Here is a 24,236-nt window from a genome sequence, read left to right as displayed (position 1 = left end):
TGCTAGATTTTAAAAGCAGCCAATACAAAAGGTCGTTATTGATTCGCCAATATCTAATTGGTAAATCGACAACGACCTTTTTATTATGTATTTAGATTACAGCTAATCTAAAAGAAGCTCATTCAATTATGCTTGCCCACTGGGAAAGGGAATGACTTCTTCCAAGCTGCTTGCACCTGTTACAACCATTAGCAATCTATCCATACCGACTGCGATACCGCTACATGGCATCAAATCATTGGATGCGGCTAATAGATGTTCATCAATTGGCATTTGAGGTAGATCATGACGCGCGCGTAATTGATTGTCTTGTTCAAAACGGTCTCGTAATGCTTGACCATCTGCTAGCTCATCATAAGCATTGGCGATCTCAATGCCGTTAATGTATAGCTCGAAACGTTTTGCAATTTTATTACCGTCTTTATCCCTAGCTGTCTTCGCTAATGCAGCGGTCGCAGGTGGGTACTCTATAATTAATGTCGGCAAATCATGACCTAGGTTTGGCTCTACGGCATGACTGAATAATAAATCCAGCCAGCTCTGGCGACGATTTTCTTCGCTATCATCAGCATCATTAAAATCAAATCCTGTCAAACCCATATCTTCTGCCACGGCTTGCAATGCAGTTAAACTCGCTGTCAACGGATGGATACCTACAAAATCCATAAAGGCATCGACATAGCGATAATGACTCATCACAACTGAATGACCATAAAGCGCTTCTAACAACTCATTAAGTTCAGTTGCCATCTCGTCCAGACTATAATTAGGTTGATACCATTCGAGCATCGTAAATTCAATATTATGACGCGTGCCTATTTCGTTATCACGAAAGACAGGACAAATCTGATAAATAGGCACTTGCCAGCTGGCTAATAAACGCTTCATCGCAAATTCAGGCGAGGTATGCAAATAATAAGTGCGTGGACGGTCTTGATAGGTTACATGAGCTGCTACAGACTGCAAAAAAGTGTCTGTATTGCCTGCTTGGGATAATAGCGGTGTCTGCACTTCTAGCACTTGTCGACTGGTAAAAAACTGACGAATATTGCTGACGAATTGCGCGCGCTGTTGTGCCATCGCAAGTGTCATGGTTGGCGCGTAGCTAGGATTAGAAGTAATAAGCTGCGAAGAAATGTTGTTTGCTTGAGTCATTGGGCTCTACTGCGACTAATGAATAATTGGTTACTAAGTATCTTGTTTAATTAAAACTGCCACTCACGGCGCAAGTGGTAATCACGTCTCAGACCGTCGAAGTCAGCACCGTTTACCTGCCCATCAACTGCTTTATTTCGCAATGAGGTATCATCTTGCATGACGTCATAAAACTTTGGCAGTCTGTCTGGATATGATTTTAGTTCAGACCATAAGAACATATTTAGCGGTAGCAGATTGGACATAGACTGAGTTGGAGGTATCGTTAATTTTTCACACAAGGCATCATAAATGATTTGTGTGCCACGCAGCTTACCTTCTAGCGTATAGCCAGCGATATGCGGTGTGGCAATAGCGAGTTTGGATAGTAAGCTTTCTTCAATTTCTGGCTCATGCTCAAACACGTCTAGCACCACTTGACGTCCAGTACGCTCAATGTCTGCTTTAAGTGCGCTTTCCTCGATCACAGGCCCGCGTGCACTATTGACCAGCATCGTATCGGCAGGCATCATTACTAATGCAGCTGCGTTAATAAGATGACGTGTTGGGTAATCACTACCTTTAGAATTCGTCGCATTCCTTTCATTGGTTAAAGGCACATGCAGACTAACCACGTCACTTTGGCTAAGTAACTGCTCCAAGCTAGCATTATTAGTTTTAGAGGTTGGTAACAAGGGATCATAACCTAGCACCTGCCAACCCAAATCATAGGCATACTGAGCAAGCGTATTACCGATATTACCAAGGCCAATGATACCTAAGGTTAATGACGCCGACTGCTGCCAATACTGCGGACGCAAAGTGAAAATAGCCGTCAATACATATTGAGCCACAGAATGCTTGCTACAACCAGCCGCATTGGCAAAAGTGATATTGCGAGACGCTAGATAATCTTGATCTACATGGTCGGTCCCAATAGTCGCAGACCCAACAAACTGCACACTGTTATTATCAGCCAATAGCGCTTCGTTTACTTTCGTCACCGAGCGTATCAACAAAATATCTGGCTGTACTTCGGCAAGTAGCGCTGCATCAATATCTCGACCAGCGACAGTGATAATTTTAACCCTATGCTCAGTCAGATGGCCAAGCGCAGCGTCATTAAAAAAATCATTCAGACTGGCGATATTACTGTCCGCTAAAATAGTGATATTTTTAATCGCGCTTAACTTATCGGTCTTATTATTCATCGATTCTGTCATATTCTTATTTATCATTTGCCATCATCCCTATTGATAATTTTTTACATCGTATTTTCTAGGGCGTGTCTTCATTTCAAAAATGGAGATAAAAATGAGATAAATTGCCGTCAAACAAGAAAAATAGCGTAGATAATATCAGGATATTAAATAGCTATTTGACGATGTTTGGCAAAATTTAGCCATTTTTAGCCCATTTAGATGGACATCGGGTGAATTGAAGACACGCCCTAATGACTTGTTATTCTGGTCCATGCACAGGATCTATCGCACGAGGGTCGGAAAGCATTACCTCTTGCTGAGCAAATATCTCATTCTTATGCTGCGATATCCACTCGCGCCATACCGCAAGCCCGATAGCCAATACGACAGGCCCGATAAATAAACCAACAAAACCAAATGCTGTAAGACCACCTAATACCCCAATAAAAATAATGATAAAAGGAATTTTGGTCGCGCCGCTAATGACGATAGGACGAATCAAGTTATCTACCCAGCTAATCACCAGTACACCCCACAGTGCCAAACCAATACCTTCTGCAGTATGCCCTTGACTCAATAGCCAAATCGACACACCGCCCCAAACGAATGGTGTACCAAAGGGAATCAAGGCAATAATAAACGTGACAATGGTCAATAGGATAGGACTTGGCGCACCAGCAAAGTAATAGCCGATACCAGCCAATAAAGCCTGAGCCAATGCCGTCAGCCCGATACCGTATACCACGGCACGCGTAGTTGTACCCACAGAGTCAATATAACCGTCGATGCGATTGCCGATGATATTGCGCAACGCTTGACGAATCTGCCGAACCAGACTAGTGCCATCACGATAAAAAAAGAAGAGCGTCATTAACGCCATACCCAGCTTGGCCAAACTACTGAACACCACGTCAAATGCTATTTTGCCATAATATAAATGCGACTGAACCCAAATGCGAAAAGCTTCTAGCGTTCCTTCTGGGTTTTTGTTAATGCGCCACAGTACATCTTTGACTTGCTGGCCGATGATAGGCAAATCTTTGAGGGAGTCAGGCACATCTAAGTAACCTACCTTGATACGGTAAATCAAGTTACTGATCAGACTCAAAGCTTCTTGCTGCAAGATAAACACACCGATGACCACTGGCACGCCAATTATCAGTGAAATGCTCACCGTCATAATAGCGGCACTAAAATCTGGGCTTAGCTTCACCTTTTCATGGAAGAAATTATAAATAGGAAAAGTCACATAGGCCAAAATCGCTGCCCACAGCGCTGGTACAATAAAAAACTGCACCACTTGAAAACACAATACGAATAGCACCACTAGCAACGTAATTGCCAATAAGCGCTGAATAATAAATTCTTTTGTCCAGTTTTCAATCATAGCGTATAAACCAAAAGCGGACAGCAAACGATAGTTTTGCTGGCGAGTTTATAAATGTGTGATGAATATCAGCTCTTAGACACTGTCTGTAAGCCATATCCATTAGCGAGAGTTGTGAATCATACAAAAAAGTATTGGGTCGGACTTATGAAGTCATATGAGGATTAAGTAATATGACAATTAAATAGTATGACTATGCCCAGTTTCATACCACGAATTCACAGCCATTTATTATTGTAAATAAAATAATAAAAATACGGCTAGCACGCTTTATTATGCAATAAAGCATGTGAATTATATAACGTGTTGTTGTAATCTTTACTTACAACTTTGTCTATGCAAGCTTACTAGATGACGACGATAATGACTAGCGCATAATGCATGAATTTAGTGTGTAAAAATGATGTATTGAAAACTGCTTTTATGTTCAGCTTTTAAACTGTTATCTTATAAGGGAATCCACTGGTGCGTTCTATTTGTCGCGACAATTGATGTTATACTAAAGCAATTATTTTAAGCTTTTCAGTGTAGTTAAGTTTATTTGCACATGTTTATTTACAGCGTTGTACAGACATGGAATCCTCTGAGACAGATTCTGACACCTGCTTATATCGTCTTTTTTTAGACTATCATAAGTTCTAATTTTGGGGTGTTACTATCACTTAGAATGAGCTACTTGAACAAAATCATAAGTCTTTTATAAAGGCTTACAGGAGATTCAGACTCAGCATATTAGCTCAATATTTGAGATTTATATGTAAGAGCGCAGTTTTGAGTTAATTTCGGATTTGATTTTATTTGAATCAATACAGACACACCAAATTTTAATAATATATCGATAGGAACAATAACAATGTCAAAAGACACTGATAACCCCAACTCTAACACCTCAAACGAAGCCAGTAAGAACAACAAACCACAAGATACTGTCACTTTTGCTTTAGCTCAATCGCATTTTTTGGTCGGTGATATCTCAACCAACGTCGAAAAAATGCGTACCCTAGCATTACAAGCACGCGAACAAGGTGCTGACGTAATCGTATTCCCAGAGTTAGCGCTACTAGGCTACCCTCCACAAGATTTATTGCTACGTCCAAGCTTGTCAGGTCGCGTCAAAAGCGCTTTGTCTACTTTGAGTGATATCGATGATATCGTAATGATTGTCGGCTATCCGCATGTCGATCATCACGGTACTTTTAACTCTGCTGCCATCCTACACAATGGTCATCAAAAAGGCTTTTACCATAAGCAAATTTTGCCAAATTATGGCGTGTTTGATGAGCGTCGCTATTTCGATAAAGGTCGCAATCAAGTTTTATTTGACTATAAAGGCATTACTATTGGTCTGCTTATCTGTGAAGATTTGTGGGAAAAAGGTCCTATCTCTGAGCTTAAAAAGCAAGGTGCTGATCTAATCGTAAGCTTAAACGCTTCACCTTTTGAGATTGAAAAGCAAGACAATCGCAAAACCATGCTTGCCAAGCGTAGCCGTGAAAACAAACTACCTATCGTCTATGTCAACGCAGTGGGCGGGCAAGACGATCTAGTGTTTGATGGTGGCTCTATGGCTGTACAAGCTGACGGTAGCATTGCTCATGAAGCACCACGCTTTATGAACCAGTTGCTACTGGCTACGTTAGATGTAAAAACTGCGAAGTTTAACGAGCAGACCAAAGCGCCTCTAACCTTAAGCCGTGAATCTGAAATGTATCAGGCGTTAGTCGTCGGTCTACGCGACTATGTCAACCATTCAGGGTTCTCTGGCATTATTGTCGGGTTATCAGGTGGTATTGACTCAGCATTGACGCTCTGTATCGCTGTTGACGCTCTAGGCGCTGACAAGGTATATGCAGTCATGATGCCATACGAATACACCTCTCAAATCAGTCTAGAAGATGCTCAAGCACAGGCACGTCGCCTAAATGTTTCTTACACCGTCTGCCCTATTTTTGACGCTGTCGAAGGCATCCGTCATACGTTAGCGCCGTTATTCAATAAGTCACCAGCGGATACGACCGAAGAAAACATCCAAGCGCGCGCTCGCGGTGTGATTTTGATGGCACTGTCTAATAAATTCGGTCATTTAGTTATCACAACTGGTAACAAGTCAGAATTGGCTGTTGGTTACTCAACGCTATATGGCGACATGGCTGGCGGCTTTGACGTACTAAAAGACGTATATAAGTCTCAAGTTTATAAATTGGCAAGCTATCGTAATCGTTTAGAAGATACGCCTGTCATTCCTGAGCGCGTTATCACTCGTCCACCATCGGCTGAATTACGTCCAGATCAAAAGGATCAAGACAGCTTGCCTGACTACGATGTGTTAGATGGTATCTTGACATCATATATCGATGAAGACATGGGCTATCAAGAGATTATTGATAAAGGCTTTGATGCTGAGATGGTCGCTAAAGTCATCAAAATGGTAGACAACAGCGAATACAAACGCTTGCAATCTCCTATCGGTACTAAGATTAGCCACAAAGCTTTTGGACGTGAGCGTCGTTATCCGTTGGTTAATAAGTGGTCAATCAAAGGTTAATTACCATACACCTCTTAACTTCTACTATCTATAAGTTGAGAGGTACTAGTTAGCCAGTTTTACAAGATATCGAATTTTTTACTATTAGCTGGGTGCTTGCCCAGCTTTTTTGGTTTTTATCTACCAAAAATTTTTACACCTAGCCATATTCTTTTCTACACAGTTTCACTAACTATTTTGCCTTAATTATCTTTATTCCTTTTTCGAGTACGTCATGAGTTTGCTAACCGCTAGTGTTTTTCTTCTTTTACTGCTTGCCTTAAGCACCTTTGTCTCTGCTGCCGAGATTGCCATCGCCGCAGGCCGCAAAATCAAGCTCCAAATTATGGCAAAAGAAGGCGATGTTCGCGCACTTGATGTGCTCAATATGCAAGAGCATCCTGGTAGCTTTATCACCGTCGTACAAATAGTGCTAAATGCGGTCGCTATTTCAGCTGGTGCCGTGGGTGAGTCGGCCATTAGTCCTTATCTCGAGCAGTTATTAAATAGTGAAACGATAGCATCAGTTATATCATTTGTACTTATCACGAGTTTATTTTCACTACTTGCTGATCTAATGCCTAGGCGTTTGGCCATGTCAAATGCTGAGACGATAGCGGTACGGCTCGTACGCCCAATGATGTTGTTGATATTTATACTAAAGCCTATTATATGGGTGTTCGATGGGGCTGCAAATATTCTGTTTAAGCTTTTTGGCATCTCAACCATCCGTCAAGATGATATGACACCAGAAGATATTTATGCAGTGATGGATGCTGGTGCTGAAGCGGGTGTACTAAAGAAGCAAGAGCATCACTTGATCGAAAACATCTTTGATATGCAGGAGCGTACCGTCACCTCAGTGATGAATCCTCGAGAAAATATCGTTTATTTTGATACCAAGACAAGTACCGAAGAAGTCGTGAATATCATGATTGAGCAGCCACACAATAAGTTCTTGGTCTGCCATGATGACGATTTAGAACATATCGTTGGTTATGTGGAATCTCGTAGCTTTTTAGCTTTGGTTTTGAACCAACAGGAAGTTAGCCTGACAAACAAGACTCTATTAAAACCAGCACTTTTCGTGCCTGATACGTTGTCTTTGTTTGAAGTATTAGAGATGTTTAAATCTACTGGCGCTGATTTTGCGGTCATCGTGAATGAATACGCCCTAGTCGTTGGTGTTATCACATTAAAGGACGTGATGAGCATTGTGATGGGTGAGTTGGTAACGTTAGAGGAGCAACCTATTGTCCAGCGCACTGACAACTCGTGGTTAATCGATGGCATGACCCCTATCGAAGATGTGATTCGTGCATTAGATATCGTCGACCTACCACGCAGTCAAAATTACGAGACTATCAGTGGATTTATGATGTATATGCTTCGAAAAATCCCTAAAAAGACTGACACGATTGAGTATGCCAATTATCGATTTGAGATCATTGCGACTGATAATCTTAAAATTACACAGATGCTAGTCACTAAATTAGAAGATGTCATTTAACTTACTGGCTAGTTAAAGAATACTTAGCTAGCCTATTCACATTTTTTTAAGCACGCTGACCAAAGATAGCAGTGCCGACACGTACCATTGTTGTGCCGTTTTCTATCGCTTCTGCCATATCACCACTCATACCCATACTAAGCGTATCCCAGCTATCTAGCTCTGGACAATCGGCTTTAACCTCTTCAAACAACTGCTTAGTTCGAGCAAAGGCATTCGTATTTGCTTTAGCAGGAATAATCATCAGACCACGTAGCTGTAGACGCTCGTAGCCTTTTATCGCTGTTATCAGCTCTGGCAACTGGGCTGGCAAACATCCGGATTTGCTATCTTCGTTATCGATATTTAATTGGATCAGCACATTCAATGGTGGCAGGTCAGCTGGTCGTTGGTCATTCAATCGTTTGGCGATGATATCGCGCTCAACAGTTTGTACCCAATCAAAGTGCTCTGCAATGTCACGTGTCTTATTACGTTGAATACTACCGATATAATGCCAAACGATACTTTTGCCTACAGGCTGAGCTTTAAGTTCAGTAATTTTTTCGATGGCTTCTTGTAGATAGTTTTCACCAAAATCACGCTGTCCCTGCTTTGCTAAAGTTGCAATCATATCGGCAGGTTTCGTTTTCGAAACAGCCAGCAGCATAACATTATCAGCCTGTCTGTCAGCATGATCACACGCTTGCTTCATCTGCGTATTAACTTGTTGCCAGTTATCGATAAGTGTCACTTCATCAATATTGCCATTCATTTCCTTCATATTTTGCCCTTATTGCTTGATTAATTTTTTGAAATTTTTTTCTGCAATTTTTATTATAAAAAACATAACTATCCGATTTTTAAAAGTAAATTAGAAATAACTTCTATGAAAATTATTTCAAAACGATACAGTTCTGGTTTTTCTTAATTTAGTAGATGGTTAAATACTCACAGTCTTGTTATGATATTGTTACATGCTTTAACATATGCTGCTGAATATGCTAGTGATGGTAAAGACCTGTACTGGTGAGCTTCTTATCATCTTTTATTATATTAAGGTTATCGATAAATAGTTTACCACGTACTTTTATAGTGTTTTGTCTTACCTAGACTAAGTGATAGGAATATCAAATTATGGCTGAAAAAAATAATCTTAATATCGAAGACTTGCTGCGCTTTACCGTTAAGCATAAGGCGTCAGATTTACATATTTCAGCGGGTATGCCGGCAATGATACGTGTTGATGGTGAAATGACCCGTATCAATATGCCAGAGATGACCCATCAGGTCGTGCATCAGCTTATTTATGACATCATGAATGATAAGCAACGTGCTGACTTTGAAGAGTTTTTTGAAACGGATTTTTCTTTTGAAATTCCTAATCTAGCACGTTTTCGTGTCAACGCTTTTAATCAAAACCGCGGTGCAGGTGCTGTATTTCGTACCATTCCTTCCAAAGTATTAACGATGGAAGACTTAGGTATGGGCGATGTTTTTAGACGCGTTTCAGACTTTAAGCGTGGTGTGGTATTGGTCACGGGCCCAACAGGTTCAGGTAAGTCAACAACACTTGCAGCGATGATTGATTATATTAACGAAAGCCGTAAAGAGCATATTTTAACTATCGAAGATCCGATTGAATTTGTTCATGAATCAAAGAAAAGCTTGATTAACCAGCGTGAAGTACACCGTGATACTTTGGGTTTTGAGCCAGCATTGCGCTCTGCCCTACGTGAAGATCCTGATGTTATCTTGGTAGGTGAGCTACGTGACCTTGAGACTATCCGCTTAGCGTTGACCGCAGCAGAAACTGGCCACTTAGTATTCGGCACCTTGCATACCAGCTCAGCGGCTAAGACGATTGACCGTGTTATTGACGTATTCCCAGCTGCTGAAAAAGACATGATTCGCGCGATGCTGTCAGAATCATTGCAAGCTGTTATTTCACAGACCCTGTTACGTCGTCAAGCAGGTGGACGTGTGGCAGCCCATGAAATCATGATAGGTACCCCTGCTATCCGTAACTTGATACGTGAGAACAAAATCGCTCAAATGTACTCTGCTATCCAAACAGGTGCAGGCGATGGTATGATTACGCTCGATCAAACATTAAAGAACTTGGTAAGTAAAGGAACTATTAGTAAGGATGTTGCACGTCCTTATGCCAAGCAGCCTGAGGCATTTTTATAGTACTGACAGATAGTATTGACAGATACCATCAAAAATAACAAACAACTCATGGTCTCTGTAATTACTTTCTTACTTTTTATTGACGTTTTTAAAATATGATTTTAACTGACTTACATCTGGTACAGGTGCGATATGGACATTGATAAACTATTACAGTTGATGATCAGCAAGAATGGCTCTGACCTTTTCATTACTGCTGACGTAGCACCTTCCATGAAAGTGAATGGAAAAATCTTACCTGTCGGTAGAACACCTTTGAGTGCTGAGCAAACCATGAGATTGGTCAAAGGTGTAATGACGCCAAGCCAGCAAAAAGAGTTTGAAGAAACCAACGAGTGTCAATTTGCTATCTCTGATGAAGCACAGCAAGCTCGCTTTCGAGTCAGTGCATTTGTACAACGCGATATGGCAGGAATGATTTTACGGAAAATTGAAAACAACATTCCAACGGTCGAAGAATTACGTTTACCGCCAGCGTTAAAAGAATTGGCCATGAAAAAACGCGGTATTATTCTATTAGTTGGCGCAACAGGTACAGGTAAGTCTACTACCCTTGCAGCAATGATAGGACATCGCAATCAAAACTCTCATGGTCATATTATTACGATAGAAGACCCTATTGAATTTGTTCATAAGCATCGCGGCTGTATTATTACCCAACGTGAAGTTGGTATCGATACTCATTCATTTGAAGCAGGCCTAAAAAACACGCTACGCCAAGCACCCGATGTCATCTTAATCGGCGAGATTCGTAACCGTGAAGTCATGAACTACGCTATCCAATATGCTGAGACAGGTCATTTAGTGTTTGCAACGTTGCACGCAAACAATGCCAACCAAGCAATTGATCGTATCATTCACTTCTTTGAAACCAATCGCCATAATCAGTTGTTTATGGATTTGTCGCTGAACCTACAAGCTATTATCGCGCAGCAACTTATCCCCACACCTGATGGTAAAGGACGACGCGCTGCTATTGAGATTTTGCTAAATTCGCAGCTGATTAGTGACTATATCCGTAAAGGAGAAGTCCATGAAATCAAAGATGTGATGACACGCTCACGAGACAGTGGCATGCAAACCTTTGATCAGGCACTTTTTGATTTGTATGAACAAGGAGAGATAACGTATAAAGAAGCGATTTTACATGCCGACTCTCCTAATGATCTACGCCTAAAAATTAAGCTCAGTAGCAAAAACGGCAAGGCTAATTTAGATGAAGGTGCTGATAGTTTATCGTTAGATGTGAGCTAAATTATTGCGCTTTCTAGGCATAATAGACATATAAAAAGAAACCCTCGTTATAAATAACGAGGGTTTTCTACTGTTCAATATCGTAGTACTAGTAGAAATAAGCGTTTCTACTAGTACGCTAGACAATTATTTCGCGCTATCTCTACAGGCTTGATCCGCACAAATGCCATATAGCACGAGAGAATGCCCAGACAGTTTAAAGCCATGTTTTTCTGCTACTTTTAGTTGCTCTTCTTCGATGACTTCATTATGAAACTCTATAATCTTGCCACACACATCACAAACTAGGTGATCGTGATGCTCTTCTTGGGTAATCTCAAATACAGATAGATTGTTTTCAAAGTTATGACGCTCAACAATACCTGCTTGTTCAAACTGTGTTAGGACACGATAGACAGTGGCAAGACCTACATCTTCACCTTGCTCGATAAGTGCCTTATATACTTCTTCTGCACTCATGTGATGCAGCTCTGCGCTTTCTAATAGCTCTAAAATTTTGATACGAGGTAACGTGACCTTGAGTCCTGCTCTACGTAAATCTTGATTGGTAAAAGAAGCCATAATATCCCTTTTGACTGTGACAGCCTTAACAGATAGAAAATATGAGATAAATAATCAACAAAGATTATTTTTATTTAATATAAAGTAAATGATCAATAATAAACTGATGAAACTTACGCAGACATCTCTCTTATTATTTTCTAAATATCGAGATGCAAGCCTATGAATTTAAAATATAATTAATCTAACTATTCAGATTGTGTTTGGTAAATAATGTCGTAAGTGGTAGGCAATTGCAAGTAAATGACGTATCATTTGTCCAAGATTGTCGGTCAGACTGGTACGACCTAACACTGGCCACACCTAATTCATTTCTTATGAGTCATCTTACCATGATAAAGACATTAAATTTCCGTCCGTTAAGCCACACAAGCGCATTACGTAAGATCGTTATCACCAGTATGCTTAGCGCTACTGTTGCTATGTCTGGCTGCTCATTATTGAGTGTTTATAAGATTGATTTGCCACAAGGCACAGCGATTACGCAAACCCAAGCCCAGAAGCTAAAAGTGGGTATGAATCAAAACCAAGTTCTTTATACTCTTGGCAGCCCTGCGATTCGAGATACGCTTGAACCTAAACGCTGGGATTATATCTATGACTACAAAGCAGGCACTGAAGGTAGCCGCAAAGGCATCGCAGATGTCAAAAATGCTAGCCAGCATTTAGTTGTTTACTTTGATGATAATGGTTTGGTCACGCGCATCGAAGGTATTGAGAGTCTGCCAGCATCATAGTCAGCGAAACCTATTAGCTTAGATAGTTAACGGTTTAGCTACGAGATTTATTTTTGCGCTGAGACATAGGATCAGCGCTTAAACTGCGATATACCTCGATACGATCAAAAGGCTGTAGCAAATAGCTTAATGCCTGTTTCTGTGCATAAATACCCACATGCCAACATTTCGCAGTTGGCGTGGTGATACCTATTACTTGCTCACACCACGCTGCGAGTTCTGCAAATTTCTCAAGCCATCCCGCTTGCGCCAACGCTTCATGCAAACTAGTACCTTGTTTGACCTGCAAAGCTAGATAATGCTGGCGCTGCTCATCTTCAGAATACGCCAGATATACGGTCATTAAATTAGCTTGCGTAGACTGTGGCACACTGTTGTCACGACCTTCGACTGTTAGCTCAACCACTGCATCACCCAACCTATCAGTGCTAGCAGTAATGCTAATGGTACGACTAAACGTATCGCCACTCGCCACAAGTTATAAACTGCTTCATTACTAAAATTTAGTGACTTGCGTAGATGGCTAATCTTCATCTGCCAACCCGCAAATACTGATAATAATAGTACAGCAATGCTACTAATAATGACCAAGATGCCAACTAACCATGCTGTCGGAATCGCAATCACTAATAGTAACGCTATAGCAAAAGTGATTATCAAACTAACTAATAATCCAAACTTATGCGTTAACTGTTGAGTGCTGTAATGTAGCAAGTAACTAGCCACAAATAACACCCCGCCCCAATATAATAGTTGTCCAACTGGCGGTAGCGACATACCGCTAGTAAATAAAGCCACTACTCCTATCAGCAGTTGCAATATCCAAATCGGTAACACTAACTTGGTTGCACGGTACTCACGAGTAGCTGCTCTGTTTTTTGCTTGCTGACTGTTTGCTTCTACCGCTGTGATTGTCTGCTTACTCACCAAGTTCTGACCGAACCAGTATAGTCCTGTACCCGCACCGACACTCACTAATGCTAACGCGACTGCGCGTGCCCATTCCGTCAAACTGACATCAGTCATGGCAAAACCAGCACTTGGTACATCGTTTGCGAACCCTAGCAGCAACCCTATTACCATCAATCCTAAACCAATAGGTAGAGGCGTAACACCTAGCAAGCTTAAAAGTAACGCAATGACCATCAGACCTGCAGCAACTGCGAAGTTCGGTACATCAGGTACGCTATTTAGCTCAGTTAATGCAGACAATATACCTGTACTTGCACCAGATATAACCAACGCTGCAATCACAATAGAGACCAGCGCCGCTAACCAACCAAAGCTGCGCCATATCGGACTGACATCTGCTTCACGAGTGAGCTTTTGCATACCCGCTAGAGGTCCTTCGACACTGCGATAGGCCAACGCTATCTCAGCGTAAACAACTGGCAGCGCAACCAATACCATGGCTAACAGCCATAGTAACCAAAAGTCAATCTCACCAATTGACGCAGGTGCAAACCAACGAAATAGCAATAACGGTAGTAGCGCCGCGATAAAATAAGAAGCATAACGGATCATCATAATTTCAATCCAAACGATCTAATGAATACCATTCACAAAAACCAGAGTAGCAAACAAAACAAGTGCAGTTGCCACGCATAGTAGACTGACCATGTTTTACACGGCTAATCGTATTTTGAAAATTGGTATAAAGTGAATAACGATAATTTATAATTATACAGAGCAACGACTGGCTTCTGTAAATGAATTCAGCTAAATACTGTCTTAATATAAGGGACAAACAGTTATAAAAAAACCCCGAAATCGGGGTTTAGTCATACAAATATAATCAATATGCGATTCAGTGCTCAGTGGTTTTACTCAATGACCTTCTATGCAAAGCAAAGCAGGTATCAGATATTAAATCAGTGCGAAACAATTAGTGAATAGCACTTACATAGTCTGACAAGATACGAATGTCACGATCTGATAGTTTCGATGCAACCGTTTGCATCATACCCATTTCGCCTTCTTTGGCTGCATCATTGACTCGCTTTTGATCATCGCTATCGATATCATCAACTCGTCCAGCAGCACGGAATAGTTTTAGCTGAGTAGCAATATACTGAGCGTGCTGTCCGCCTAGCTTTGGAAATGCAGCCCAAGTGTTACCTGCAGCATCTGGACCATGACAGCCGGCACAACCAATAACACCGCGCGACTTATCGCCACCCAAGAATAGCTTAGTCGCTTCTTGGTTGGTTGCAGGGTTGCCGTAGCCAACGCCCCAAGGCGCTTGACTGGCGTAATAACCTGCTACGTTGGCTAGGTCTTGTTGAGACAGATTAGCAACTTGTGACTGCATGATACCGTTTTTGCGATAGCCTGCTTTAAAATTGACTAGCTGTTTATATAGGTACTTTACGTTTTGGCCGCCAAGGTTTGGCTGTGCAGGAACAATGCTGACGCCATTAAGACCATGACAAGCGGCACAAACGGTTTCTGCAACTTTTTGACCTGCATTGACGTCATATTCAGGAACAATAATAGCAGCTTGTACGCTGAAACTTGCAACGCATAAGCTGGCAGCAGCGATTAACTTTTTCATTGATACAAATCCTACTAGCTCGGCGTAAGCATTATTTAGAGTGATTGCACTGGTAAGATACCTGATATAGCCGCCTCTTTAATCATGAGAATGGCGTATATTTTGAGGTCTTGGACACAAGCAGTCTGAAAGTACTTACTAACATCAGGGTTTATTTTCGATTATTATAGCAAGACTTTGTATCATTTGCCTACTTAATCATAGTATCCATCAGTTTTCTGACAACACAATATACAATATGACGCAAAAACAAAAAGCGCAGATAGGTTGTTAACCCAGCGCTTTATTTTATATGTTCAAATGATATTTATAAGTCGATTATTTGCTCATATATTCGATAAGTTTACGATAGTCGTCATCACTACATTTGTCGCAAAGACCACCTGCTGGCATCTGCGGCATACCACCTTTAACAGACTTAATGAGTGTCGGCATACTTTTTTGTTTAATCAGCTGTTGCCATTTGGCACTATCACCTTTTTTGATGGCATTTAACGCCCCACTATCGTGACAGGCTGCACATGAGTTATTATAGGTAGTGGCGATATCCGCCGCACTTGCGCTGCTAATCACAATGCCACTTAATAATAGTGCAGCACTGCCAGCCGTTATAGCGCGATAACTCGTGCTAAGAAGTTTACTGATTGAAAACATAGAGCACCTCCTCGTGATATTTCACGTGTCTCATCAATCGTTCTATTAAACATCCTTCGTTAAACATTGTAACAATATATGTCATATAAACATAGAGAATTTGGATATGACTTTGTTAAAGCTGAGAACTTGTCTTAATGACTGACCAACTTTAATGTTATCCTACTATTTATATGATGCTAATCGCAGTTATTTCAATAAGTAAGACACGGAATAGTATAGAATAGCCAGTAATATTAAATAACTACTTTTATGATTTGCACATAACTGCATCGATGAAAAATAACCTTTTAACTTGATTTACCTATCGCTTGACCAATTACTTGACCGCACCGATGACTTGAATCATCAGCTGACTAAAATTTTATAATCGCATCCAATTTTTTAAGATTAATGAGCCATTTATGAGTACCCCGTTTAACGATGTCGCCGCTGAACATGCCTTGTTCAATACCAAATCTCGTCAGAAAATTCAGCAAACTGAGTTTATGATGTCAGCACCTACTTTTCGTCTCTGTCCGCCTGATATGGGATTGGAAGTCGCTTTTGCAGGTCGCTCAAACGCTGGCAAATCATCAGCCATCAACGCCTTAACCAATCAGCGTCAATTGGCTCGCTCGTCTAAGACACCTGGACGCACGCAGATGATTAACTTTTTTAGTATCGGTGATACTGACAGACGTTTGGTCGATTTGCCTGGTTACGGCTATGCCGCTGTTCCGCTAGAGATGAAAAAAGAATGGCAAGTTGAGCTAGAAGAATACTTGGTATCACGCTCAAGCCTTGCAGGTCTGGTTCTGATGACAGATATTCGCCATCCGCTTAAGTTTTTTGATGAGCAAATGCTACACTGGGCAAACGATGGTGAGCTGCCAGTACATATTCTGCTGACTAAAGCAGATAAGCTGAAGTACGGTGCTTCTAAGAACGCCCTTCTTGAGACTCGTAAACGCCTGAAAAAACTGGGCTTAAACTGTACCATTCAGTTGTTTTCGGCGCTCAGAAAAGAAGGTCTCGATGAGTTGGCTGGGATAATGGGCAACTGGTATGAGTATCAGCTTGATGCAGACAAAATCATTGAGTCTTCTTTTGCATTGCTAGAAGGTGCTGAATTAGAAGATGCTATTGAAAAAGAAAGCGGTGAAAAAGAAAGCGTTGATAAAGAAAACAAATAGATATCGTTGTCTTTAGCAAAAAAGGGTTTATCGCTATTACGATAAACCCTTTTTTATTACCTGCTTAGTAACTCATTATTATCATCGGTATGCTATTAAAATAACGAGAATGATAAAAGTAGCTCTACCCGCATAACAAGTCTACTAGCGCTTGTGGAGTATCAACTTGATAGGTTGGATTTTGTGCAGCAAGCTCTGCACTCGTTGCCGTACCATAGTTCACCGCTATACTGGTCATGCCTAATGCTGTTGCCATTTGAATGTCATAGATACTGTCACCGATAAACACAGCATCAGAAACCTGCTGCTGCGTATAATCCAAGATATCGGTCAACATCTGCGGATCAGGTTTTGAGCCTGACTCATCAGCACAACGCGTAATCGCAAAGTAATCATGGCTATCGGAGGCATCTAATACACGATCTAGCCCTTTTCTTTTTTTGCCAGTTGCTACGGCGAGCGTTTTTCCCTGCTGCTGCAAAGTTTGCAACATATGCTCTATCGGTTCAAATAGCGGCGTACTATGACTATTGGCAATATAGTACTCTGCATAGGTTTGCTGAATCTCAAGCAACTGCGTATCGTTTGCCTGCGGATATAAAATCTTAATCCCATTCATTAAGCTCAGACCAATGATATCTTTTACGGCTTTATCAGTCGTCTCAAACCCATGTGCCTCCCCAGCCACATGCATAGAATCAACGATTAGACCGATTGAATCCATTAGCGTGCCGTCCCAATCAAAAATAATCAATGTCTTATCAGACAACCGATGTTCTGCTAATGGTTGAGCATTTATAACACGCTCTGAAGTTGTAGCTGGTTTGGTCATGGAGTCACCTTAATGAATATCAATAATAAATAGCAGATACTAAAACGTCACGGTGGCTTATTCGCAAAAATAAGATATCGTGACGTTTAGGGAAATACAAAAATAGTTGGGCTTAAAAATTTATTCTGAAAAACTATTCAGGTAGTTTCGTTGCTTCTGGTAGCCAATCTGCCATATCGTCTGGCAATGGCGCAGTAATGGTCTTGTAGCCTGGAATATCTAAGCGCCATGCATGTAGACACAGACGATGGACACCTGATTTATCATGGACGTTATATTTGTCATCACCCAAAATGGCATGACCGATATGTGCCAAATGCACACGGATTTGATGAGTGCGACCCGTCAATGGCTTGGCTTCAATTAAGCTGACTGGCTGACTATTAATCATAAAGCGATCATGGACAATGATATCAGTCTGGCTTTCTTTCGCTTGTGGATCTTGGCTATCTACTTTTACTCGGCGCTCACCACTGGCAAGTGTATAACGTAGCAATGGCGCATTGATACGCTGCTCATTAAGCGCAGGTTGTCCTTTGGCTAGACATAGATAGTGCTTTTGAATGGTCTTGTCTACCAAATGCTGCTGCAACACTTTGAGCGTTGAGCGTTTTTTGGAAATCATCAGCAGCCCTGATGTGTCTTTATCGATGCGATGGATCAGCTCTAGATATTTTTTACCCGTCACTTCACGCATGGCTTCGATAACCCCAAAGTCCAAGCCGCTGCCGCCATGCACAGCGATACCAGAGGGTTTATTTAGCACTAGCAAACCGTCATCTTCATAGACCACACGAGCCAGTAAGCTTTTGGCGAACTCGGTACTAATAATTGGTTTTTCGCGCGTTGCTAGCTCTACAGGGGCAATACGTACCACGTCTTCACGCTGCACTCTATCGTGTGCTTTGCAGCGCTTATTATTGACGCGTATCTCATCTGAGCGAATCATTTTGTAGATATGTGATTTTGGCAAACCTTTTAAACGGTTTAACAAAAAGTTATCCAAACGCTGATCGTGTTGATGGCGCGTTACTTCGAGGTAGTTCACCTTACCGAAGTTGCTAATCTCATCGTCAGCGCTTTGTGGGCGTGTTTTGCTATTAAAAATAGCAGGGGCTTCATGGGTAGTAGCGTCGTCAGTCATTTTTGAGTTTGTCATTTTTAGTTAGGTATTTACACAAAGATTTGCTATAGTTTAGCATGTTGAGCGACAATTAAGCAGAGGCGACAGCAATAATCATTGTTGTTACAAATAGTTGACCACCGTTTTATTGCTTGTCAGTTTTCTACTACTCGCCAGTAAAGAGGTTGACACTATTTATCCTGCTGACCTGACACGTTTCATCTGATTTTAGGGCGCGTTATTTATTTAGAGGTACTACTTACCAAATATAGCCCTACAAATTAAAAATACTGTACTGAATGTTATTCGGTACCATAAAATAAATAGTGACACTAAATACCATCGCGTTAATCACTCTGATAATAAATCAGCTTATTAACCGATTACAACACAACACTGACTCACTAATTGCATGACAACGACCGTACTCGATAACCAATCATTATTTAATGACTATTTATCTGATGGTTCTTTATGCCAGCATAGTTGAGCAAGTATGGGTAGTTTAGCGTTAGGATCGAAAAGTATATCGATAGCTGCCTAAGTATTGGTGGTCAAACAGATGACGATAACAATGTAAATACGATACCACGCTGACAAGCTGGTCCATTACTCTGTTTGCCAAGTACGCCCCGCTGATAACAAAAGCTGCGACAACTAACCTTGAGACACCCAAGATATTATTGACGTTATACAAAGAACGATAAACAAAGAGTAACCAATTGCTTCGCCTGAATAAACAACCGCTGAATGACGCCACTATATAGTAGCAATCATGACCGCGATATTATTGTTAGACTTTGATGGATGAATGGCAACAGCACCACGCCTTTTTAATATCAGTATTTTTTAGAACTGTAACTGACCCTCGCCCACGCTTACAACGTGCGCTGAAATCACTACCAATAGAACGTACTGAGAATAAGAGCGCTTTGACTCGCTGACCCAATCATATATGTACCAAGTTTACTGATGATAAAATATAAGTACCATAGCCTTACACCCTATATTACTGATATTAACGTGAGCACTGCTCATTACTTCAGGTAAAAAAGAAGCTGTTGAAAAAGCCCATGTGCTTTATAAACCCACGATTTACGTTCTACCGTTAATGAACATCTACACACGCTAATCACAATATTAGCCACACTTGCCACTATGTCCTAAAGACTGTCTTATCGTTATCATGCGTACTCATAGGATACAAATATGAAACGCATTTTGATCAACGCCACTCAAAACGAAGAGATTCGTGTCGCCTTATGTAAAGGCAACCACCTGTACGATTTCGACTTAGAAAACCGTACTCGCGAGCAAAAAAAATCTAACATCTATAAAGGCCATGTGACCCGGGTCGAGCCATCGCTTGAAGCAGTATTTGTCGAATATGGTTCTCAGCGCCAAGGTTTTTTGCCAATCCGTGAAGTCTCTGCTGAATACCTAAGCGGCAACCCACGTGACGAAAATATCAAAAAACTGATCAAAGAAGGCGACGAGCTAATCGTCCAAGTCGAAAAAGAAGAGCGTGGTAATAAAGGCGCTGCCCTATCGACGTATGTGTCATTAGCCGGTCGCTATCTGGTATTGATGCCAAATAACCCTCGCGGCGGTGGTATCTCACGTCAAATCTCAGGCAAACTGCGCGAAGATATGAAACGCATGCTGAGCAACCTTGATTTACCAAAAGGCATGAGTGTCATCATCCGTACTGCTGGTATTGGTAAAACTCAAGAAGACTTGCAACACGATTTAAACCACTTGCTCAATATTTGGCAAGCCATTCAAGAACAAAACCAAAAATACCCATCACCGCGCTTGGTTCACCAAGAAGCGGGCGTTGTCACACGTGCCGTTCGTGATTATCTGCGTGATGATATCGCTGAGATTTGGATTGATAACGAAAACGCTTACATTGAAGCGGCTGGGTTTATCGATGCGGTAATGCCAAAACAAGCCGAAAAGCTACGCAAATATACCGATTATGAACCGATGTTTTCGCGCTTCAATATCGAAAAACAAATCGAAACCGCTTATCAGCGTGAAGTTCGTCTGCCATCAGGTGGTTCAATCGTTATTGACCAAACAGAAGCACTGGTCTCTATCGATATTAACTCAGCTAAGTCAACCAAAGGTTCAGACGTTGCTGAGACCGCTTACCATACCAACTTAGAAGCAGCCGATGAGATTGCTCGTCAGCTTCGTTTGCGTGATATGGGTGGTTTGATCGTCATTGATTTTATTGACATGAATGACAATAAGCATCAAAAAGAAGTAGAAAAACGTCTAATCGACGCGACCAAATATGACCGTGCTCGTGTTCAATTTGGTGATATTTCTAAATTTGGTCTGATGGAAATGAGCCGTCAGCGTCTACGTCCTTCATTAGAAGAGTCAACAGGCTATATCTGCCCACGTTGTCATGGCAACGGTATGATTCGTGACTTGCGTTCATTGTCGCTATCTATCATGCGTCAAATTGAGCAAATCGCTCTAAAAGAACGTCAAGGTGAAGTACAAGCAGAAGTCCCAACAGACATCGCAGCATTCTTATTAAATGAAAAGCGCGATAGCTTGGTTTATCTTGAGCAAGACAGTGGCACTCGTATCACTATTTTGCCACACGCGCATTTAGAATCACCAAACTTCAAGCTCCATTTCAACCGTGATGGCTTTGCACCATCGAGCTATGAGCGTATCACTGATACTCAGCAACAAGAGCATAGTGACCTTGGCTACAACGTTGACTGGCAGACTGCTGAAAAAGAGCGCCCTGAACAGCAGCCTACTCGCCAGCCTCGTAAAACTGCAGATGATAAGCAGAGCCGCTCAAACACACAGCAGAATGCAGCCACGCAAGCACAGAACGATACGGTAAATCATAGCAATGATCGTCGTAATCATAAAAACACCAACGATGTGTCGCCTGCACATGCACCGCAAGCCAATAAAACTGCTAGTGTTGCCGCTCCAGTAGCACCGCAGACACAGAGTGTCGAAGCTACTGCTCAACCAAAAGCCGTTGCGTGGTTATCAAACCTATTTGCTCAAGCACCGCAAGCCACTACGACACCTAGTGTTAGTAGCCGAGATGCCGCTGAAGCAATCGAAGCGCTAGTAAACACGGGCGCGCAAAGCTTAGGCTCGTTTGGTCAAGTTGATAGCAATGCATTGAATAGTGCCGCTGCAACTGGCGAGCAGCCAACTCAACAAAGCAACAGCCAGAAAAACGACAGTCAACAGTCAGAAAACAACGCTAATCGTCAACAAACGCGTCGTAATGACAGCGATACTGACGACAACAGCAATGAAGACAGAAGAAGACGTAAGCCGCGTAAGTCTAGATCTTCTAAGCCGCGTCAAAGAAAAGAGACAACTGACGAGAATACTGGCAACGTAAACAGTAGCTCAGACAGCGCTGGCTCAAACAATGCTGATGACAAATCGTCTGATACTCAAGACCAAAGACAGCAAGACAAGCGTCAGAACGATAACAGACGTACGAACGATCGCAATCGTAATAACCGCCAAGATAGCAGTCAACAGAACAGCAATCGTAACGCAAGCGAGCGCAGTGATGCTGATAACGAAAACAGCTCTAAAGCAGATGAGCAAACTCGTACTAAGCGTAAATCGCATAGCCAACGCGGTTCACGCGGTAAGCTAGAGCGCGGTGAGACACTAACGGCTGACAGCGTTAAGCATAGCAAACAGCAGAACGCTAGAAACAACGATGCTGCCAATAGCAAAAATCAACATAGCGCACGCCGTAATCAGGACCCTAACGAGGTCGTGCTACAGGTTAATGAAGCGCCAACTGAGCTAAAAGCCCCTGAAGTGGTTCATCTATCTTTAGATGATAGCAAATCTACACAGGCCAAAACTCAGCCTAGTGAGAAGCAAAGTGCGACAAATAACGTAGCGAAAGATGAGTGTTCAAACGAAACAGCTGCTCAAAAACCTACTGATAAGCATAGTAGCAATGAGCAGAACACTGATAAGCAAAACACCAGTGCTTCGAATGCTGTTAAGAAAAGCGATAACGAAAAAAGTATGGTGGAAGCAAATGCCAATCAGGTAAATGACGATAAGCGTGCATCTACCGAACAAGCTAAGGTGCAAAACGATATACCTAAGCATGAGCAGGCTGCTGAAGAGAAAAAAGCACCTGTAGCTGTAGAGGCACCATCGACCTCTATGAGTAACACCGAAAGTAAAGCGGAAGCTCCAACGTTGGTAACTGCTGATGCTGAAAAAGCTACAGAGACTCCAAAACAGCAGGAAACCAAGACTGCTGAAAATGTGAGTAAGGGTGATGAAGCTCAAAGTACTCAGGCTGACAGTAATAGTGCAAGCACAAGTAGTGTGAGTAACTCAGCACTTGAGCTAACCCATGAAGCACTATTTGGCACACGTTACGTGACTGCTGAAAAGTTTGGGCAAGCGAGTAACGATCCACGTGTAGTACTCGCTAAGCAAGCCACTCAAGCGGACAAGCCAGCTGCTACTAATGTGCCAGCAATACGTGGTACGGTTGGTGAGTTTATTCGCACCACGCTACCAGAGGCGCAAACGCGCTTAGCAGAAGAAGGCATTATCAACTGCTTTATCGCGACTATTGCTTTGCATAATGAGCAATCTCAGAGTACTGATAACAGTCCTAATACTGCTAGCCAGAACTTTGACTTTAGCAACTATGGCTATCAACCATTGGCTGCCGACTACCTTGCACGCTTCGAAGCGATGACCCAAGCTGTCAGTCAATTCGCAGCAGCACAAGGTAAGACAGACGTTGAGCCACATGCTATCACTAAGCGTGCTAGCAACGATCCGCGCGGACAGCATCCTGATTATCAGGAACCCGCTGTATTGAGCGTACCTGCTGAACAAGTAAGTGACGCGGAACCAGCTATCACTGAGCAAACCGATAGCGAAGTCGATGCGCATGACGTTGAAGCAACTGCCCTCGCCAATCAGGCTCAAACTGATGATGTCAGTGATGATAGTGAGCAATTGCTAGAAGTCGAGCGTGCTCAGTCAGAAGCTAAGGACGCAGAAGTCGAAATCCCTGCAGAGCAAACTGGCAATGAAGTAGAAGATGCTGCAGAAAACATAGCTGCAGAGACTGAGCAAACGACTGAATCGATAGTAGTAGAAACTACTAAAGAAGCTAGCAAAGATGACAGTCAGGCAGCTAAGTCTAAGACGACTATAGCCAGCTATAAAAACATGATCGAAAATGTGGCTGAGCAATTACTACCACAGACTGGTATGTTCAATCTGACTACGCCAAAAGTACCAAAGGCGCGCAGTCGTAAGCCTAAGACGGAGCATAAGAAGCCGACGCAAGCTGAAAAGCTCGCATCTGATGATACAGATAGCGACAGTTAGTCATATAAGCTCAAATGTAAAAGCCCCAA

18 protein-coding genes are annotated in these 24,236 nt (G+C 42.0%); 7 read left to right on the top strand and 11 right to left on the bottom strand.

Annotated features, from left to right (window positions below):
- Positions 1–126: 126 nt before the first annotated feature.
- The 3 genes from epmA to FQV37_RS02240 form a co-directional block, all read right to left on the bottom strand.
- Positions 127–1,155 carry an EF-P lysine aminoacylase EpmA gene (gene epmA / locus FQV37_RS02250; protein WP_160021105.1) on the bottom strand — a complete coding sequence of 343 codons (1,029 nt, stop codon included), beginning with the start codon at positions 1,153–1,155 and terminating at the stop codon, positions 127–129.
- 50 nt (positions 1,156–1,205) lie between these two features.
- Entirely contained in the window at positions 1,206–2,315 is a 1,110-nt protein-coding gene (locus FQV37_RS02245) for a 4-phosphoerythronate dehydrogenase (protein ID WP_160021155.1), read from the bottom strand.
- Positions 2,316–2,595: 280 nt separating this feature from the next.
- Positions 2,596–3,723, bottom strand: a complete 1,128-nt coding sequence (locus FQV37_RS02240) for an AI-2E family transporter (RefSeq protein ID WP_134292593.1) — start codon at positions 3,721–3,723, stop codon at positions 2,596–2,598.
- 853 nt (positions 3,724–4,576) lie between these two features.
- Here FQV37_RS02240 and FQV37_RS02235 point away from each other — a divergent pair.
- Both FQV37_RS02235 and paeA read left to right on the top strand, forming a co-directional pair.
- Complete coding sequence (locus FQV37_RS02235; protein WP_160021104.1) at positions 4,577–6,268, top strand: NAD+ synthase; 1,692 nt, start codon at positions 4,577–4,579, stop codon at positions 6,266–6,268.
- 214 nt (positions 6,269–6,482) lie between these two features.
- Positions 6,483–7,757: a polyamine export protein PaeA gene (gene paeA / locus FQV37_RS02230; protein WP_057758257.1), complete on the top strand. Its 1,275-nt coding sequence runs from the start codon at positions 6,483–6,485 to the stop codon at positions 7,755–7,757.
- Positions 7,758–7,803: 46 nt separating this feature from the next.
- Here the strand turns inward: paeA and FQV37_RS02225 are convergent, their stop codons facing one another.
- Positions 7,804–8,520, bottom strand: a complete 717-nt coding sequence (locus tag FQV37_RS02225; protein WP_160021103.1) for a YggS family pyridoxal phosphate-dependent enzyme — start codon at positions 8,518–8,520, stop codon at positions 7,804–7,806.
- A 353-nt stretch (positions 8,521–8,873) separates the two neighbouring features.
- Between FQV37_RS02225 and FQV37_RS02220 the strand changes: the two genes are divergently transcribed.
- Complete coding sequence (locus tag FQV37_RS02220; protein ID WP_160021102.1) at positions 8,874–9,929, top strand: type IV pilus twitching motility protein PilT; 1,056 nt, start codon at positions 8,874–8,876, stop codon at positions 9,927–9,929.
- Between the two features lie 132 nt (positions 9,930–10,061).
- Positions 10,062–11,183, top strand: a complete 1,122-nt coding sequence (locus FQV37_RS02215) for a PilT/PilU family type 4a pilus ATPase (RefSeq protein WP_160021101.1) — start codon at positions 10,062–10,064, stop codon at positions 11,181–11,183.
- Between the two features lie 126 nt (positions 11,184–11,309).
- On the opposite strand, the gene fur is transcribed toward FQV37_RS02215, so the two are convergent.
- Positions 11,310–11,744 (bottom strand): ferric iron uptake transcriptional regulator, encoded by a 435-nt coding sequence (gene fur, locus FQV37_RS02210; protein WP_057758249.1) that lies wholly within the window; start codon positions 11,742–11,744, stop codon positions 11,310–11,312.
- Between the two features lie 317 nt (positions 11,745–12,061).
- On the opposite strand from fur, the gene FQV37_RS02205 reads away from it, so the two are divergent.
- Positions 12,062–12,481 carry an outer membrane protein assembly factor BamE gene (locus FQV37_RS02205; RefSeq protein WP_057758247.1) on the top strand — a complete coding sequence of 140 codons (420 nt, stop codon included), beginning with the start codon at positions 12,062–12,064 and terminating at the stop codon, positions 12,479–12,481.
- A gap of 34 nt (positions 12,482–12,515) precedes the next feature.
- On the opposite strand, the gene FQV37_RS02200 is transcribed toward FQV37_RS02205, so the two are convergent.
- The 4 genes from FQV37_RS02200 to FQV37_RS02185 all read right to left on the bottom strand — a co-directional run bounded on the left by FQV37_RS02200 (position 12,516) and on the right by FQV37_RS02185 (position 15,689).
- Positions 12,516–12,887 carry an RnfH family protein gene (locus tag FQV37_RS02200; RefSeq protein ID WP_240990914.1) on the bottom strand — a complete coding sequence of 124 codons (372 nt, stop codon included), beginning with the start codon at positions 12,885–12,887 and terminating at the stop codon, positions 12,516–12,518.
- The gene (locus FQV37_RS02195; RefSeq protein ID WP_160021100.1) at positions 12,875–14,008 is read right to left on the bottom strand and encodes a hypothetical protein; all 1,134 of its coding nucleotides are present in this window, start codon (positions 14,006–14,008) and stop codon (positions 12,875–12,877) included. The genes FQV37_RS02200 and FQV37_RS02195 overlap by 13 nt, the downstream gene beginning before the upstream one ends.
- A 358-nt stretch (positions 14,009–14,366) precedes the next feature.
- Positions 14,367–15,035, bottom strand: coding sequence for a c-type cytochrome (locus FQV37_RS02190; protein ID WP_101205531.1), 669 nt, complete (start codon positions 15,033–15,035; stop codon positions 14,367–14,369).
- Between the two features lie 318 nt (positions 15,036–15,353).
- A complete protein-coding gene (locus FQV37_RS02185; RefSeq protein ID WP_160021099.1) occupies positions 15,354–15,689 on the bottom strand; it encodes a c-type cytochrome in 336 nt (111 codons plus the stop codon).
- Positions 15,690–16,093: 404 nt separating this feature from the next.
- Here FQV37_RS02185 and yihA point away from each other — a divergent pair, with 404 nt between their 5' ends.
- Entirely contained in the window at positions 16,094–16,864 is a 771-nt protein-coding gene (gene yihA, locus FQV37_RS02180) for a ribosome biogenesis GTP-binding protein YihA/YsxC (RefSeq protein WP_102078084.1), read from the top strand.
- Positions 16,865–16,988: 124 nt separating this feature from the next.
- On the opposite strand, the gene FQV37_RS02175 is transcribed toward yihA, so the two are convergent.
- Together FQV37_RS02175 and FQV37_RS02170 are read right to left on the bottom strand one after the other, a co-directional pair.
- Complete coding sequence (locus tag FQV37_RS02175) at positions 16,989–17,696, bottom strand: HAD family hydrolase (RefSeq protein WP_160021098.1); 708 nt, start codon at positions 17,694–17,696, stop codon at positions 16,989–16,991.
- 133 nt (positions 17,697–17,829) lie between these two features.
- Positions 17,830–18,840 carry an RluA family pseudouridine synthase gene (locus tag FQV37_RS02170; RefSeq protein WP_160021097.1) on the bottom strand — a complete coding sequence of 337 codons (1,011 nt, stop codon included), beginning with the start codon at positions 18,838–18,840 and terminating at the stop codon, positions 17,830–17,832.
- Between the two features lie 1,188 nt (positions 18,841–20,028).
- Here FQV37_RS02170 and FQV37_RS02165 point away from each other — a divergent pair.
- Positions 20,029–24,207: an Rne/Rng family ribonuclease gene (locus FQV37_RS02165; protein ID WP_160021096.1), complete on the top strand. Its 4,179-nt coding sequence runs from the start codon at positions 20,029–20,031 to the stop codon at positions 24,205–24,207.
- The last annotated feature ends 29 nt before the right edge of the window (positions 24,208–24,236 follow it).

It is taken from the genome of Psychrobacter nivimaris, assembly GCF_009812035.1.
In the GTDB taxonomy this organism is placed as follows: Bacteria; Pseudomonadota; Gammaproteobacteria; order Pseudomonadales; family Moraxellaceae; genus Psychrobacter; species Psychrobacter nivimaris.
Note: the sequence above shows the minus strand (reverse complement) of the source record. Positions and strands in the feature narration are given on the sequence as shown.